Below are 15,301 nucleotides of genomic sequence, written 5' to 3'. Positions count from 1 at the left end.
TGGCCGGACTAATGACGGCAAGTTGATGTACTACCAGGCCAAGGGTGGCGGCAAATGGCAGCCAACCGCCCAAATAGGAACCGGCTGGTAAACCGACCAGGCCCGTGGCTTGGGGCTGGTGCACATTTCCCTAGGGGCGTGGTCATTTACCACGCCCCGGCCGGGTTGCACGCAAGGTGGCGCTCGCGCCACCTGCGAAAACGCGGTGGCGAGCATAGTTGGTGGCCTTGGGGACTGGTGTTGAACACCAGTCCCCTAGGCCCTGAGTTCACCGCCCAGTTGCTTGGCCACGGCCTTGACCGCGCGGTTTCTGGCACCAGCCACATCTTCCGGACTCAAGGTCCGGTCAGCCGCGCGCAAACGCAGCGCCACCGCCACCGACTTTGATCCGGCCGGCACCTGGTCGCCGGCGTAGACGTCAAAGACCTCGACTGATTCGGCCAGATCACCCACAGCGCCACGAACAGCCTCAACCACCGCACCAGCTGCCACCGTCGAAGCCACCACAAAAGCTAGGTCTTCCTTAGCCACCGGTTGAGTTCTGAGCTCTTGGGCCTGAACCACGGCCGGCGAGACCTGGATCAGGGCGTCAAGGTTGAGCTCAAAGGCACTCGTCCTGGCCGGCAGGCCAAAGTTACGGCAAGCCTCTGGATGAAGCTCGCCAGCGCAACCAACTGCGGCCCCAGCCACCTTCAGCCGGGCGCAACGACCCGGGTGGTAAGGCGCTGCGCAGTCCTGTTGGACCTCAAGCGCCACATGGCAGGCCCGGGCCACCACCCTGGCCGCCTCAATCGAATCGGCCCAATCAGCCGCCCGGCCCGGACCCCACACCCCGGCCAGTTGACGTTGGCCCATCAGCACCCCGGCGACATGCCGCGGCTGGGCCGGCACGCCGGCAAAGATCTGTTCCATTACCTCAGGCGCCGGCCGGCAATCCGCCGGCGGCACTGGCACCGGGGCCAGCGAGGCCGCCGGGTTGGTCACCAGTCCCAGTTCGAACAAACCCAGATCGGTCAGACCCCGCCCAGCGTTGCGCCGGGCCGCGCCCAGCAGCGTCTGAAGCAGCGCAGTCCGCATCAAGCCGGCCGCCGAGTCAAGCGGATTGGCCAGTTTGACGGCCTGGCGAGCACCGTCATCGGGCGAGAGACCAAGCTGATCGAATGTTTCATGGCCAACGAAGGGATAGGTCAACACCTCGACCAGGCCAAAATCGGCCAGGGCACGGGCAACCGAACGGCGCAGGCGCTGGGAAGTGGTCAGGCCAGTGCCGGGCGGTGCGGCCGGCAAAACCGACTCGATTTTGTCATAGCCGTCCAGACGGGCGACCTCCTCGACCAGATCGACCGGGCGAGTCAGATCGATGCGCCAACTTGGCGGTATCACCAGCCAATCGCCGGCGCCGGCCTGCGCCCCAAGCCGGCCGCTGGTTTCGGCGTCCTGGCCGCCAGCCGGGCTGACTTGACAGCCAATCGCCTCAAGTAGGTCCTTGACCCGCCGGGGGCTGTAAGACACGCCCACCAAAGCCTCGGGATAGGCCGGATCGAAGCTGATAGGCGCGGGTGCAACGAGACTATTGAAGTCGGTGACCTCACCCACGGCCACGCCTCCGCCGTAGCGGACCAGCAGCTCAACCACGCGCTCGGCCGCCTTCGGGGCCAGCTCCGGGTCAACGCCGCGTTCGAAGCGCTTGGCCGCCTCGCTGGAGAGTTTGTGCCGCCTGGCGGTCCGGGCCACGCTGATCGGGTCGAAATGGGCGGCTTCGATCAGCAAGTCGTGGGTGGCCCCACGCACCTCGCTGGAGGCCCCGCCCATAACGCCGGCCAGCCCCAAAACCCGGCTGGCTTTCAGGCCATCGGGCGAGTCGGTGATGAGCAGATCCTCTAAGTCCAAGGCCCGCTCGACCTCATCTAGGGTGACCAGGTCTTCGCCTGGCAGGGCCCGGCGCACAACGATAGGCGCGGCGACCTGGTGCAGATCGTAAGCGTGCAAGGGCTGACCCAGCTCCAGCATGACGTAATTGGTGATGTCGACGGCCAAGGAAATCGGTCGCATTCCGGCCTGGTTCAAGCGACGTTGCATCCAGGCTGGTGAGGCGGCTGCCGGGTCGACCCCGCGAACTACCCGGGCGACAAAGCGGTCGCAGCCAATTTGGCCGCGGAGCGGGTTGGTGTCATCGACCTCAACAGCGAAGCCATCTGCCGTGGCCGACGGCGTCTCAACTGCGGCCGGGTCGGCTAGCTCAACTCCGGTGGCGTGAGCAAACTCGCGGGCCACGCCGCGCACCGAGAAGCAATAGCCCCTATCCGGGGTGACGTTGATCTCAACGGTCTGTTCGTCAAGGTGAAGCAGCGGGATCAGGTCCGTTCCCGGCGCGGCGTCAATGCCCTTCGAGGCCAGCACAATAATCCCGGTGTGGTCCTCCCCCAAGCCCAGTTCGCGCTCGGAGCAGATCATGCCGTCAGAAACATGACCATAGGTTTTGCGGGCTGTGATGGGGAACGGGCCGGGCAGCTGGGCGCCGGGCAGTGCCACTGCCACCAAGTCACCGGCGCCAAAGTTGTCCGCGCCGCAGACTATGCCGCGCACTGCCCCGTGCGCGCTGCCAACATCAACCTGACACCAGTTGATTGTCTTGCCGTTTTTCTGTGGTTCGGCCTGCTTGGACACCACCCGGCCGGCCACCAGCGACCCGGTCACACCCGAGCCGTGAATGGCCTCTTCTTCCAAACCAACTGTGACCAGCGCCGCAGCCACGCCGGCGGCGTCTTTGCCTTCGAGCGGGGCAAACTCATCTAGCCAAGGCAGTGGGATTCGCATCAGACACTCACCCCATATCCCAAAGAGAAGCGGGCGTCGCCCTCGACCATGTCTCGCATATCGGTGACACCGTTTCTGAACATCAAGGTCCGTTCGATCCCCATACCGAAGGCGAAACCCTGGAATTCGCATGGGTCAATGCCGCAGGCGATCAGCACATTCGGGTCGACCATGCCACAGCCACCCCATTCGATCCATCCGGTGCCGCCACAGGTCCGGCAGGCGGCCTCGGCCCCCAGGCAGACAAAACAGCGCAGATCCATCTCAGCTGACGGTTCGGTAAAGGGGAAGAACGAAGGCCTTAGGCGAGTGTCGGCATCGGGCCCAAACATGGCGTGCGCCAGGTGGTCCAAAGCGCCGCGCAGATGCGCCATTGTCAGCCCGCGGTCCACTGCCAGGCCCTCGACCTGGTGGAACACCGGGGTGTGGGTGGCGTCAAGCTCATCTGTGCGGAAGGTCTTACCCGGCACGGCGACGTAGCAGGGCGCGCCCTGGGTCAACAAAACGCGGGCTTGAACCGGCGAAGTGTGGGTGCGCAGGACCAAGCCGCTGCCTGGTGGGTCGATGAAGAAAGTGTCCTGCATTTGCCGGGCCGGATGGTCCGGGTCGAAGTTCAATGCGTCGAAGTTGAACCACTCCGCCTCTAGTTCCGGGCCTTCAGCCACGGTCCAGCCCATGGCCGTGAAAACATCGGCAATGCGCTCTTGCAGCAACTCCTCTGGGTGGCGAGCGCCCGGCGTTTGGCGGGCAGTTGGCAGGGTGACGTCAACTGTCTCACTGGCCAGGGCGCCGGCGGCGGCTTGGGCCTCCAAGGCGGCCTGGCGCTGTTCCAGGGCCTGGAAAACTTGGCGTTTGGCGGCGCCAACGTTCTTGCCGGCCTGGGCTCTTTGGCTGTGGTCAAGAGACTTGATGGCCCGGTTGGCTTGGACAATAGCGCTGGCCTCGCCAGTGTAGGCGCGGCGCACCTGGGCCAGTTGCTCTACGTCTTCAGCTTGCCCGATGCCGGCAAGTGCCTCTTCAACGGCCCTAGCCAAGCCATCTTGGTCAAGTGGCGATATCGGTGTGGTCGGTTCAGACACGCGCAGTATTGTCCCATGCCCACCGGGTAGGGCCGGTTTATTGGCTGGTGCGGGTCAAGTCTGCCTGCAAGGGCCGGTCAGCATGGCTGTCAGTTGGTCGCGGTCCGCCCCAGGTAGGGCCAGGTCGTAGCGGTTGGCCATCTGGGCGTAGGTGATGGCGTAGGGGCACTGGTTCTGAGCCGGCAGCCAGTTAGCAGGGCCTTTGTCGCCTTTGGACTGATTGGCTTGGCCGGACACGGCCAGCAGCTCGTCAAAGTCGTTGGCGAACTCGAGCCGCTTTTGGTCACTCCAGGCCCAGGCACCGGCCTGCCAAGCCTGTTTGAGCGGAATAACGTGGTCGATCTGGACCTCGGTTGAGGTCGTATTGCCTTTGACAAAGTTGATGGTGTCTCCGGTGTAGGGGTCTTCTAAGACGCCGGAAATGACAACGCAATCGTGAGTTCGAGGCTTGAACTCGACCTGGGTCAGGTCACGTTTCAGCACGTCATTCCGGGTGTCGCAGCCGTTGTGGTCAGTGTCCTGCCAGGCCGGGCCAAAGGCCGCCCGTTGGTATGGAGGTATTTCGGCAGTCGGGGCCACCTCCGGCGGCAAAGCCGCCAGGGCCTCTAGGGCCGCGTCGAGTTCCGCTTCCGCCGGAAGCTGTCCGGTTCGGTTTTGCCAAAGCTCTAACTGGCGGTCGTGGGCTAGTTGGTCGCCATCGCCCCGGTTCAACCAGTCCCACGCCATCACCCCAGCCAGCGCACACAGCAGAGCTGCGATCAGCACGAGCCATCGAACGGCCGCCCCAAGCCGCGGCTGGCTTGATCGCTGGTTCGGAGTAATTGGAGACCTTTCTGGCTGGCTATTGCGGTCTGCCCGCGCGGCGGGCTACCCAAATGGTGGCACCGGCGCCCCGGTTGACGAAACCGACACCCCGGAGGTCAAGTCAATCGCGCCAGCCCGGCGCGCGGCATCCGTCCTAGGAGCAAGACTCCAACTGCCACGCGGTGCCTGCGTCGTCGCTCCCTTCCGAAGTGCCCGCCAGCCTGTGAGTATAGTATTTGCTATGCTTGGAAGATGCCGGCCAGTCTTGCCCAAGTAGCCCGTCGCGCAGACGAGGCGGTGGCCAAAGCTCGCCAAGAGCTGGTCACGGCCGTGCGCCGGGCCGCTGCCAAGGGAATGACCCAGTCGCAGATCGCCACCCAAATTGGGCGGAGCCAGCCTGAGGTGTCGCGACTGCTGCACTTCCACGGCACGTCCAGACTTGCTCGACGGCTGCGCCGCAATACTGAGCCGATCCGGCGGTTGCTGGCAGAAAACGATGGATCCAACCCGCGAGTGTTTGGTTCGGTGGCAACCGGCCAGGACAATGATGACTCGGACATCGATCTTCTCTTCACGATGGGAACACCGCTTAGCCTCATGCAGTTGGAAGTCCTCCAATACCAAATCAGCCAGATAGTTGGTGCGCCGGTTGACCTCCACCCCGACAGCGCCCTGCGTCCCGAGATACGTGGTCGCATACTCAACGAGGCCGTGGCCCTGTGAACCGGCAACCATCTGAGGTGCTAAGTCAGGCGCTTTCCCACTTCCAAACAATGCAGGTCTATGCCGACCGCGACCTCGATGACCAGGTGGTGATAGACGCAATTTGCATGCGTTTGTCCGCCGGAGTCGAGACCCTAGCGGCGCTAGAACCCGATTTCCGAAACAAGCTTTTTGGTGACGACTGGCCACTGATGTGGGGAATGCGTAACCGCATAGCGCACGGCTACATGCTCGTAAGCCCGGCGATCGTGCGGCAAACCCTGCACCATGACCTCCCAGCGATCATCAGCCGCATTCAGACTTCGCTCATTGACGACCCGTGAGGAACCCGGCGGAGTCTCCCAGATTGGATTCCGCGAAAGCCGCGCCGGTTCCTCACATGAGCGGCCTTGCTTTGCGTGGCTAGCTGGCCGGGCCTTGAGTCAGCGTCACAGTAGACGTGGCTGTTCCCGCCCGCAGGGTCACCACTGCGGTGCGCGGCGAGGCCAGCGGGTTGGGCTGGGCCGTCATGGTGAGGAGGGCGCCATCGGCCCCGGTGGAGGTGACGGATAACCAAGACGCCGCGCTGGAAGCCGACCAAGTCTTCTGGTTGGTCGAAACCGTCACCGCCAGGCCGGTGTCTCTGCCACCAATGGAGATGGTGGAACTTGACGCGGAGACCGTTGGATCGGGATAACCCTGCACCACGGAGAAGCTGTCAACCGGGTTGACCGGATCGCCCACAAAGTAGGTGTTGACTCTGATGGCGTCTTGGCTGACCGTAACCACGGCGTAGGCGTTGTTGTTCAAAGCCCTAGCTGGAGAGGTGTATTTGGCGATCCAAGGGTACTGGCTCAGCGTGATCGAATAGGGGCCCTTGTCGGCCGCCTGGTGCGGGATGAAATAGACCAGGCCGTCGGTGTCAGAATTGATGGTGGTCAGGCCAAGATTGGCCCGGTCCCAGACGGCCTTGTTCTGCTGCGGCGACCATTGGATTGGCAGCGACCGGACCAGGCTGTGGTCGTGACCAGCCAAGACTAGATCTACGCCAGCTTCGCTGTAGATCCGGGGCAGGCGGTCAATCAGATTCCTGCTGGTATAGGTCGATCCTTGCGGATAGGTGCCATTGCCGTTGGCGTGAGACCCGCCAAACGGCGACTTGTGCTCCACCACGATGATGAACTTCCCCACGTCCCCGTCATCGAACCCGTTGGCTTTGACTGTCTCTTTGACCCATTGCTCGGTCACGTTTAGATCAGCCACCGACTCAAGGTTGGTGTTGATATGCAAGAACAGCGCGTTGCGGTAGATCTGCGCGTACTGGAGAGCGCCCGAACCGGAATACCGTGTAACCGAGTCGCGTGGGAACAAGGCTTTCCACATTGGCTGGGCGGCGGAGGCCGAATCATGGTTTCCCAAGACTGGGTTGAAGGCGACGTTGGCCAGGCTGTCGCCTGTTCCGGCAAGCCATCCGGTCAGGTGGGCGGCGGTGGTGTCATCGACGATGTCGCCGCTTTGGGTTACTAGCACCGCGTCCGGGTGGTTTTTGGTCGCGGTTGTAAGTGTCTGTCCCCAAAATTGGCTGTAATTGGCCGCGCCACCTTGGCTATCAGCCAGGTCGAGGAACTTGAACTCGGACTTATCCAAGCCCAGCTCCGTGGCGAAACTGTAGGCCTTCGATTCGTAGGGACGTGCCCCCACCTGGGCGCCAACCTTGTAGGTGTACGTAGTCCCGGCGCTCAGCCCGGACACCTGGCAGGTGTAAGAGTTGTAGGTGCTCAAGGCCGAGACCATTCTGGCCGGTGCATTGCAGCCGGCGGTTATGGCCGGCGCCGCGTCGATGTTTTGGCCGGCGGGCACAATCTTGTAGTAGGGGTTGGTGTAACCAGCGGTCGCCAAACCCAGCCAGGTGATGGTGCGGCTGGTCTTGGCGTCGGTACCGAAGGAGTTGTTCAACCCGGTCAGCGCTAGTGGCCTGGGCTCGTAGGCCGGGGTTGATCCGCGGTTGATTGTGAATTCGTCCAGTTTGGTGCCGTCGACCATCTGGGCTGCCACCTTCAGCTCGCTTGGGGTGGCGGTGATGACTGAGTAGGACTTCTTGGCCGCCTGAGTGGCAGTCCCACTGGCGTTGGGGCTGGCCACGGCGAGCCATGAACTCGAACCCGTCAGCGCAGCCGCAGGCACGGTCGCCAAATCAGCCCCACTAGCCCCAGGTGTCACATAGACGGTGCCGTCTTTGGTGGCCACTGTCGCTGTTCCTGGGTAGTCCCTAAAAACCGTGGAGGTGCTGGCGCCAGACGTGATTGGCCAAGAGCGGGTGTAGGCCCTGGAGCCGCCCTGCAGCACCAGCGCGACCTTGGCGTCGCTGAAGGCTTGTTTCAGCCCGGTCAAATAGGTGCTAGATGTCGCCGACGCCCCATAGATCTGGGTTGGCACCGAGGCCACTACCCAGGTGTCGGCGGAGACATTACTGGTCTGTTGTTGGATAAAGGTCCTCACCGCGGCGATGTTGGTGGTGACGTAGGTGTTGATGACAAGCACCAAAACCTGCCCGTCTCGCACGGCGTAGAAGCCACTGTTGTTGGTTGTGCCTTCCAGCGGCACGGCCGTGCCGTGGGCGAACCTGATGTTGGCGTTGTAGGACTGGGTTGGCGCCCAGGCCATACGATCCAACACTGGGGCCGCGTGTTCGAGGAACCCGTCCCAGCGCGCCAGATCAGTGTCGGTGCTGGTCAAAATCCCGTTGTGAGTCATGAAGCTGGCGCCAGGATACTGGCTTTGGGCCGACTCAACCGTGTTGCGGAAAGAGTTAGCGGAGGCAGTTGAACTCCAGGCCGCATCGGCAAAGGCCAAGAACGTCGTTGAGGCGCTGTTCGAGACCGGCATTGTCAACGAACTGGTGATTGGCTGCGTCTGCAGGGCCGAAAGCACGCAGTATTGGTAGCTGGCTCCTGGCGTCAGCTGCGACAGGAAGGCCTTGGCGTAGCCCACCCCACCGTCTACTCTGAGCACCGGTTTGACAGCAGAGTCCCAGTTGGCATAGCTGCACGTAAACCCGCCAGCCGGGCCCCAAGACAGCCGGGTCTCGGGAGGCTGGCCACTGGTGACCCTGGCCGTGTGCCAGGCCAGCCCAATTTGCGTCGAAGCGTCCTGTCCCGGAACCCGGGTGACCGGTGAGATGGGTGGTGGCGCGGCGTTGGCCGCAAAGATGCCTGGGAAGGCCAGGCCGGCCGCGATCAGCCCGGCGGCAGCAGCCGCCGCAATGGTGGTTTTGTTCCGCATCAGAAAAGTCCCCTCAGGTGTGCCTCAATTACCTGCGTTTCAAGCCGCATCAGCCCCAACGCTGCGACGATGATACTCAGATCCGTGTCTCCTAGGCCCAGGCTGGCGCCGCCTCGAGTGCCAAGGTGGCCGTAACATCGGTAGAACTGCGGTTTAGTGACGGAATTGGGCACATATTGTTAAGGCTCGTTGATAGATAACTGCTCTGTTTTTGCTGCTTTGCTGCCGCAGGGCGGCTGCCTGGCTTATGGCCTCAATTGCCTCTAGCCGGCCGGCTTGGGTCGGCAGTTTGGCAAGGACGGTCGAGCCAAGATCGGCCCGCCGGTCAAATGATGGTTATCACCGAAGAGGTGAACGGCCAACACAAAAGGGGTGAGTAATCTGAAGCCACAGGTCGAGGCGGTCCAGCGGATGCAAGACTTCATCGCCGCGCACCCAGCTGAGACCATCACCCTGGCGGACTTGGCCCGGGTCTCGCTGTACTCACCCTGGCATTCCCACCGTCTGTTTTTGGAGCACACCGGCATGACGCCGGCCACCTACATCCGGCGGTTGCGGTTGGCCAATTCCGCTGTGAAGCTGCGCGATGGCGATCGCCTCATTACCGAGGTGGCCTTCGAATCTGGCTTTGGTTCAGTTGACGGCTTTCAACGAGCCTTCTTCCGAGAGTTCGGTCGCAATCCGGCTGATTTCGCCAAGAACCCCGGCCCGGTCTGGTTGTTTACACCTTTCGGCGTCAAATTCGCATCTGTGGAAAGGAAACCCATCGTGGACATGCTGCGCACTGTTTTTGTCTCAATTATCGAAAAGCCCAATCGCAAAGCCATCATCAAACGAGGCATCAGAGCCACTGACTACTTCGCCTACTGCGAAGAGGTCTCCTGCGACATCTGGGGGCTGCTGACTTCGATCAAACCGGCCCTGAGCGAGCCAGGCGGTTACTGGCTCTCTGGGGCCTACCGCCTGCCAGGCACCTCCGAATACGTCCAAGGCGTCGACGTGGCCAGCGATTGGGACGGCGTTTTGCCGGAAGGTTTTGACGTTATCGACCTGCCCGCCGCGACCTATCTGGCCTTCCAAGGTGAACCGTTCGAAGAGGAAAACTATTGCCAGGCAATTGATGAATTGCAGCAGGCCACCGCCAAATACGACCCGTCGCTGCTGGGCTACGCCTGGCATGACCAAGAGCCGCGCATCCAACTCGAACCGCTCGGCTCACGCGGCTACATCGAGCTGCTCCCAGTGCGGCCTGCTTAGGATCGTAGTCCCCAATCGATGCGCATTTCGATGCTAAAATCAATGCATGAATAGTAGCGCCAAATCGGAGCCCGTGGCCTTGGTCCGTATGCCTGCCTCGGCCCGCGACAACTTCGCCCAGGCGGCCAAAGACAGCGGCCTGACGCTCTCGGCCTACATGGGTCAGCTTGGCAGGCAGGTCTGGCGAGAACGCGCTTACGCTGAGGAGCGAGCGGCCTGGCTAGAAGACATCAAGGATCGGCAGTTCATGGCCCAATTGGCCCAGTGGGAGGAACTAAGCGGTGACCCAGCCAGCGCCTCCTGATCCCCGTCACGGCGAGATCTGGCTGGCGGCCCTGGGCGCCGCCAAGAAAGGAGAGGTCGGCAAGACCCGGCCAGTGATAGTGGTCACGCTCGACGAGATGCGAGCCGGCACCCCCTTTGACCTAATTGGCGTTGTGCCACTGTCGACCTCGCGGACCCCGACCACATTACGCCCGCTGGTCAAGGCCATAGACCACCTTGAGCAGGACTCGGTTGCCCTTTGCTTTGCCGGCGCGGCGATCTCGGTTAGCCGATTCATCAAACGGCTGGGGATCGCACCGGGACACGTCATGATCCGAATCGCCCAGGCGCGCGCCGCCATCGAGGGCTGGCAGTGAACCCAAGCGGCTCCGCTGGCGCTGCCGTTAGGCGGTGAACATCCGTTGGACCAACCGGGCCAGGAGGCCGATGGCGCCAGCCCTGCGGGCGGTAATCTCGCCGAAGGCCGCGAACTGTGCGCCGCCGGTTTTCAACTGGGCCCGCCAAGCGGCATGATTGTCCTCTGGACGAAAGGCTGGACTTTGATGGACGAGCAACCGCGGCGCACAGTACCGGGCTGGGACGAATACTTCCTGGGCATTGCCCAAGCCGTGGCGGCCCGAGCCAAATGCGTTCGCCGCCAGGTCGCCGCCGTCATCGTGCATGAGCGCCGCATTATTGCCACCGGCTATAACGGCGCCGCCCCCGGCCGGCCGGACTGCCTTGAGGGCGCCTGCCCGCGCGGCCAGCTGGACTACACGCAGATCCCGGGCCTGGGCGACTACGACCGTCCTGGCACGCCGGGCTTTTGCATCGCCATTCACGCCGAGGTCAACGCCCTGCTCTTCGCCACGCGCGACACCAAAGGCGCCACCGCATACATCACCGACCCGCCCTGCCCCGGCTGCCGCAAGGCGCTAGCCGCTGCCGGCATTGTCCGGGCGGTTTGGCCCGAGGGCGTGCTCGACCAAGACGGCCTAGTGGCCTGGGACCTCTAGCCCGGCGACGCCGCTGACCGGCTGGTCGCCCGCCCCTGCTTGCCGCCTACCACCCCTCGCCGCCAACCGCCCTGTGCCGCCAAAGGCGGATTGACCAGCCACAATGCCGCGAGACCGAGGTTGGACACCACTCCGCCCACGCGGCTCAATCCGGAACCGCAGGGCCAACCGCACGTGGGCGCTGGCTAGACCAACCGGGATCGCCACGCGCGTTGGGCCGGCCGCGACTTAGCACCGAGACAGGCTGACCGGCTGTGACCTAGCATCAAAACAGGCTGACCGGCTGTGACCTAGCACCGAAACAGGGTGGCCGGCCGCGACTTAGCATCAAGACAGGTTGGGGCTTTGGGGCGACGGGAGTGACCAGGCCTTTTGTGCCTCATCCAGAATTCACACCTGCGTTGATACTAAGTCGTGGCGGATTGACCTGCGTTGATACTAGGTCGTGGCAGATTGAGCTGCATTGATACTAAGTCGTGTCGATGTGGCCCGAGGGCGTGCTCGACCAAGACGGCCTGGTGGCCTGGGACCTCTAGCCCGGCGACGCCGCTGACCGGCTGGTTGCCCGCTGGCCCCTTTCCGTGTGACTGCCAACTAGCCCATCGGGAAGGCAGGTTTCAACCCCTCGAACATGGGGTAGTGGCGAACGTTCAATGTGGCCAGGCTGGCCCCAGTGCATTCGGCGGTGGCGGCAATGAGATAGTCCGCAATGCCAATGCCTCCGTGAGATGCCCGGTATTGGCGCATCAACTGGCCAGCCCGGTGTGCCACCGTTTCCGTCACCGGTTCAAGGCGAAGCTCAGCAAACAACCTCGCCACCGCGCGGCGTTCGCTGGACCGCATTCCGCCCATCACCTCCGTTAGCGTTACCACGCTCACCGCCACGGCCTCGGTGGCGGCGGCCTGTTCCCAAAAAACTACGGCTCGCTGGTCTCCCCGCAGAAGACTGATGACAACGTCTGAATCAACCAGGATCACGGCTGCTTGGCCCACATTTGGTCAAGGTGTTCCTCACGCGCCCCTGGACCACGGCCGGGCACCTCAAATGCCTGGCAACAACCAGCCGCGCCGCGAATCGCGTTGAGCAGCTCGTCCGTGTTGCGACCGGGACCTGACAACCCCCGGTCTATCAGTCGCCGGACAACCTCGGCTCTGGAAACTCCATCCCGGTCAGCGACCGCATCCAACGCCTCGACCTGCCCCTGGTCGAGATAGATATTGGTACGCAACATACACCACATTATACATCACCTGGTCTCACGCAGATCGGCTAGGCTGGCCTGCGGTGATGGATCCCGCCTGGGCCAAGCCGGTCGCTTCAGCTGACCAGTCCCGGCCCAAACCGCCCCCCGGCTGATGGTTCCTGTCCCGCGAGCAGGCGGGCGGAACCCGCGCGCCTGCCCACAACGAAAAGGAAGCGTATGGCGCGCCGCACTCCCCCACCTGGCAATGGCCGCGACGCCTCGCGCCAGTCAGCACCCAAAAACCGGTGGCCGATGCCGGCACGAGAGACCGGCATTGTCCTCGCCTTTGTGCTGGCGGGCGGCGGCTGCGGCACTTTGGCCCGGAGCGCAATTGACCAAATCTGGCCCGCCCAGGGCTGGCCTTGGGCCACTTTCTGCATCAACCTACTAGGGACGGCCGTGCTGGCTTGGCTGTTGACTTGGCTGGCAGGCCAAGGCCCCGAGACTCGTTTGAGCTCTCGCTTAAGGCAGGGCGTCGGCACCGGTCTGCTGGGCGGTTTCACCACCTATTCAGCCTTTGGCGTTCAGGTTGCCGAACGGTTGCCCACTAGCCCGTGGTTGGCCACCGGCTACGCCCTGGGCTCGCTGGTGGGCGGGATGGCAGCCGCGCTGGTGGCCGCGCGACTGACCCGGCTGGCGATGAATCGGCGGCAAGCCTCATGATCGCAGTGTTCTTGGCTGGTGGCGTTGGTGCCACTTGCCGCTGGCTACTGGGCATTCTTCTGAGCCGGATTAGGCGCGGCCTGGACCTGTTTGTCATCAACCTGTCCGGGGCGTTTCTGCTGGGCTTGTTGTTTGCCTGGCAGTCAGCCCAAACCGGGACGGGACTGGTTTGGACAGAAGGTGCGGCCTTCTTGGGCGGCTACACGACCTTCTCGACTGCCTTGGTCCAGTCAGCCGACTTGGTCAAAGCCAGCGGGTGGCGCCTGGCCGCGGCGCACGCCGGTGCCATGTGCCTAGCTGCGGTGGCGGCCGCCGCGCTTGGCCTATGGCTGGGCGGATAGCCGCAGGCAAACCCGCGCTTGAACGGGCCTGTTCTGACTGACGAAGTTCGTTCGTGGTTAGGCGGTTAGCCACGGCGGACCAAACAAGGAGGTGGCCAGATGTGACTATCAGCCGGCGTTGGCCTTGGCCGGGCGGGCGGCCAGAATCATCCAGATGCCCAGAGCCAAGGTCAGCCAAAACCCACTCACGGGAACGAATGGCAGGCCAACCAGCGACATCCCCACGAACCACCAACCCAGCCAGACCGGCGCCGGCCGGCGCAAAGTTGAGTTGACGAAGCTAACCAGCAATCCCAGCATGATCATCACCACGCCGGCGAACAGGAACCAAAACAACGACGCGAATTCGGGGTCTTGTCCAGTCGCGCTCAGCAGGCCGTCGCGGGCGGCCTGGCCCATGATGCTCCAGCCCGCAACTAGGCCCAGGATCTGGTGGAACACTCCAATTCCCACCAAAGCCCGGCCGGTCCAGCGCCAGCCCAGCCGTCCAACGTCACTACCTGGTAAGAGCTTCGACCGGCCTTTTGCCGTGTTCACCGATGGGGCCGGCGTTCCCGTGGCGATGCTCGCCGGCTGAGCTAGTTGTGCGGCGGTGGTGCCCATAGCTGCCCTGTGCTGACCTTTGGCCGGGTCACCCCCGCTGACTGGACTTCGATTCACGCCTTCTCCATTCGATTGGACAACCCGCCTGCCGGGGTTATTTCGGTCCCGGTCGCCGTTGTTGGCACTTTGGGCCGCGGCCGCCTTGACGAGCATTTAGTGTCTTGATTCCAGAATACTACCTCTAGAATAGCAGCTCTAGAATGCCTCCGCTATAATTACCTGGTGGCTCGCCGGCAGGTCTTTAGCCTCGATCAGTTGCTCGATGGCGCGCAGCGGGCTGTCGCCCAAAACGGCCGGGACGCCACCTTGGCGCAAATTGGCCAGGCCTGCGGTGCTCCGATGGGCTCGATCTATTACAGGTTCGCCTCGCGGGACGAGCTGACAGGCGAACTGTGGCTACGCGCCATCGGCCGCTGGCATCGCTACTTGAGCCAAATGATGAAAGACGCGCCGCAACCCAGGGCGGCCCTGCTGGCTGTGGCCAGCGCAATTCCTGACTACTGCCGCCAGTACCCCGATGAGGCCATGGCCATGACGCTGTGGCGCCAGCCGGATCTGGCCACCGCCGGACCAGCCAAACTTAGGGCCCGCGCCGCGGTCGTCAACGATGACATCATGGGGCAGATCTTCGCCCTGGCCAGCGAGGTTGTGCCCAAGGCCGGATTTGAGCAAGTGGTCGCCGTTGTGATGCAACTGTCCTATGGCTTGACGCGGCCGTTTGTGGGTAAGGAAGTACCCCGGTGGCTGGACCCGTTGGTACTGGCCGCGGTAGACGGCGCACTCAACTCCCTGGCCTAAAGGTGGCGGCAATTAGGTGTCCGCCGGCGGCGTGAAACCGCCGTTTGGCCGGGCCCTTTCAGCGAACCGCGTGGCTCAGGGGCGTGTCGGGGCAGTCGGCCGCGTCCAGGTCAAGCCGTCAAAGCGAGCGAAGTCTGAATCGTGTGAGCACACCCCCACCCCGTGCGCTAACACCAATGCGGCCAGGTGTGCGTCTAAGACCTAGTTGCCCGCGACCGGAAAGCCAAACGGGCACGAACTGGTCGGGATGCCGGGATTTGAACCCGGGGCCCCCTGCTCCCAAAGCAGGTGCGCTACCAAGCTGCGCCACATCCCGAAGGTTAGTGAACCTTGGCCGTCCGAGTTTACTCGAGACGGACAAGGTGAGCGATCTGAGGGGATGTAGTCATACATCCCGAAGGTTAGTGAACCTTGGCCGTCCGAGTTTACTC

General features: G+C 63.2%; 16 protein-coding genes, 1 tRNA gene and 1 riboswitch. Of the genes, 9 read left to right on the top strand and 8 right to left on the bottom strand.

The features are described 5' to 3' along the window. Positions 1 to 255 precede the first annotated feature (255 nt). From pheT to FWD29_08350, 3 genes are read right to left on the bottom strand one after another with little or no spacing between them, the layout of a single operon-like run. Positions 256 to 2,817, bottom strand: a complete 2,562-nt coding sequence (gene pheT / locus FWD29_08360) for a phenylalanine--tRNA ligase subunit beta (protein MCL2803942.1) — start codon at positions 2,815 to 2,817, stop codon at positions 256 to 258. Then, positions 2,817 to 3,896, bottom strand: coding sequence for a phenylalanine--tRNA ligase subunit alpha (gene pheS / locus FWD29_08355; GenBank protein MCL2803941.1), 1,080 nt, complete (start codon positions 3,894 to 3,896; stop codon positions 2,817 to 2,819). The genes pheT and pheS overlap by 1 nt, the downstream gene beginning before the upstream one ends. A gap of 54 nt (positions 3,897 to 3,950) precedes the next feature. Then, the gene (locus FWD29_08350; GenBank protein ID MCL2803940.1) at positions 3,951 to 4,661 is read right to left on the bottom strand and encodes an HNH endonuclease family protein; all 711 of its coding nucleotides are present in this window, start codon (positions 4,659 to 4,661) and stop codon (positions 3,951 to 3,953) included. Positions 4,662 to 4,952: 291 nt separating this feature from the next. On the opposite strand from FWD29_08350, the gene FWD29_08345 reads away from it, so the two are divergent. Next, positions 4,953 to 5,423 (top strand): nucleotidyltransferase domain-containing protein, encoded by a 471-nt coding sequence (locus tag FWD29_08345; GenBank protein ID MCL2803939.1) that lies wholly within the window; start codon positions 4,953 to 4,955, stop codon positions 5,421 to 5,423. Then, positions 5,420 to 5,746 (top strand): DUF86 domain-containing protein, encoded by a 327-nt coding sequence (locus FWD29_08340; protein ID MCL2803938.1) that lies wholly within the window; start codon positions 5,420 to 5,422, stop codon positions 5,744 to 5,746. The genes FWD29_08345 and FWD29_08340 overlap by 4 nt, the downstream gene beginning before the upstream one ends. A 79-nt stretch (positions 5,747 to 5,825) precedes the next feature. Here FWD29_08340 and FWD29_08335 read toward each other — a convergent pair whose 3' ends face one another. Beyond that, on the bottom strand, positions 5,826 to 8,684 hold the full coding sequence (locus tag FWD29_08335; GenBank protein MCL2803937.1) for a fibronectin type III domain-containing protein: 2,859 nt from the start codon (positions 8,682 to 8,684) through the stop codon (positions 5,826 to 5,828). A gap of 372 nt (positions 8,685 to 9,056) precedes the next feature. Here FWD29_08335 and FWD29_08330 point away from each other — a divergent pair, with 372 nt between their 5' ends. The 4 genes from FWD29_08330 (at position 9,057) to FWD29_08315 (ending at position 11,221) form a co-directional block, all read left to right on the top strand. Continuing rightward, complete coding sequence (locus FWD29_08330) at positions 9,057 to 9,941, top strand: AraC family transcriptional regulator (GenBank protein ID MCL2803936.1); 885 nt, start codon at positions 9,057 to 9,059, stop codon at positions 9,939 to 9,941. Positions 9,942 to 9,987: 46 nt separating this feature from the next. Continuing rightward, positions 9,988 to 10,245 carry a hypothetical protein gene (locus FWD29_08325; protein MCL2803935.1) on the top strand — a complete coding sequence of 86 codons (258 nt, stop codon included), beginning with the start codon at positions 9,988 to 9,990 and terminating at the stop codon, positions 10,243 to 10,245. Beyond that, positions 10,223 to 10,582, top strand: a complete 360-nt coding sequence (locus tag FWD29_08320; GenBank protein ID MCL2803934.1) for a type II toxin-antitoxin system PemK/MazF family toxin — start codon at positions 10,223 to 10,225, stop codon at positions 10,580 to 10,582. The genes FWD29_08325 and FWD29_08320 overlap by 23 nt, the downstream gene beginning before the upstream one ends. Positions 10,583 to 10,768: 186 nt before the next feature. Continuing rightward, positions 10,769 to 11,221, top strand: coding sequence for a dCMP deaminase family protein (locus FWD29_08315; protein MCL2803933.1), 453 nt, complete (start codon positions 10,769 to 10,771; stop codon positions 11,219 to 11,221). A 594-nt stretch (positions 11,222 to 11,815) separates the two neighbouring features. Here the strand turns inward: FWD29_08315 and FWD29_08310 are convergent. Next, on the bottom strand, positions 11,816 to 12,199 hold the full coding sequence (locus tag FWD29_08310; protein MCL2803932.1) for a type II toxin-antitoxin system VapC family toxin: 384 nt from the start codon (positions 12,197 to 12,199) through the stop codon (positions 11,816 to 11,818). Then, a complete protein-coding gene (locus FWD29_08305) occupies positions 12,196 to 12,453 on the bottom strand; it encodes a ribbon-helix-helix protein, CopG family (protein ID MCL2803931.1) in 258 nt (85 codons plus the stop codon). Before FWD29_08305 ends, FWD29_08310 begins: the two co-directional genes overlap by 4 nt. Before the next feature lie 43 nt (positions 12,454 to 12,496). Continuing rightward, positions 12,497 to 12,594: riboswitch (Fluoride riboswitch) on the top strand. Between the two features lie 123 nt (positions 12,595 to 12,717). Here FWD29_08305 and FWD29_08300 point away from each other — a divergent pair. Both FWD29_08300 and FWD29_08295 read left to right on the top strand, forming a co-directional pair. Beyond that, complete coding sequence (locus FWD29_08300) at positions 12,718 to 13,128, top strand: CrcB family protein (GenBank protein MCL2803930.1); 411 nt, start codon at positions 12,718 to 12,720, stop codon at positions 13,126 to 13,128. Then, positions 13,125 to 13,469 carry a CrcB family protein gene (locus tag FWD29_08295; GenBank protein ID MCL2803929.1) on the top strand — a complete coding sequence of 115 codons (345 nt, stop codon included), beginning with the start codon at positions 13,125 to 13,127 and terminating at the stop codon, positions 13,467 to 13,469. Before FWD29_08300 ends, FWD29_08295 begins: the two co-directional genes overlap by 4 nt. Positions 13,470 to 13,577: 108 nt before the next feature. Here the strand turns inward: FWD29_08295 and FWD29_08290 are convergent, their stop codons facing one another. Beyond that, a complete protein-coding gene (locus FWD29_08290; GenBank protein ID MCL2803928.1) occupies positions 13,578 to 14,129 on the bottom strand; it encodes a DUF6463 family protein in 552 nt (183 codons plus the stop codon). Positions 14,130 to 14,294: 165 nt separating this feature from the next. On the opposite strand from FWD29_08290, the gene FWD29_08285 reads away from it, so the two are divergent. Further along, the gene (locus FWD29_08285) at positions 14,295 to 14,870 is read left to right on the top strand and encodes a TetR/AcrR family transcriptional regulator (GenBank protein ID MCL2803927.1); all 576 of its coding nucleotides are present in this window, start codon (positions 14,295 to 14,297) and stop codon (positions 14,868 to 14,870) included. Positions 14,871 to 15,109: 239 nt separating this feature from the next. On the opposite strand, the gene FWD29_08280 is transcribed toward FWD29_08285, so the two are convergent. Beyond that, positions 15,110 to 15,186: transfer RNA gene (locus FWD29_08280), tRNA-Pro, on the bottom strand. Positions 15,187 to 15,301: the final 115 nt, after the last annotated feature.

The organism is Micrococcales bacterium (assembly GCA_009784895.1).
In the GTDB taxonomy this organism is placed as follows: Bacteria; Actinomycetota; Actinomycetes; order Actinomycetales; family WQXJ01; genus WQXJ01.
This window is presented reverse-complemented; position numbering and strand designations above follow the sequence as displayed.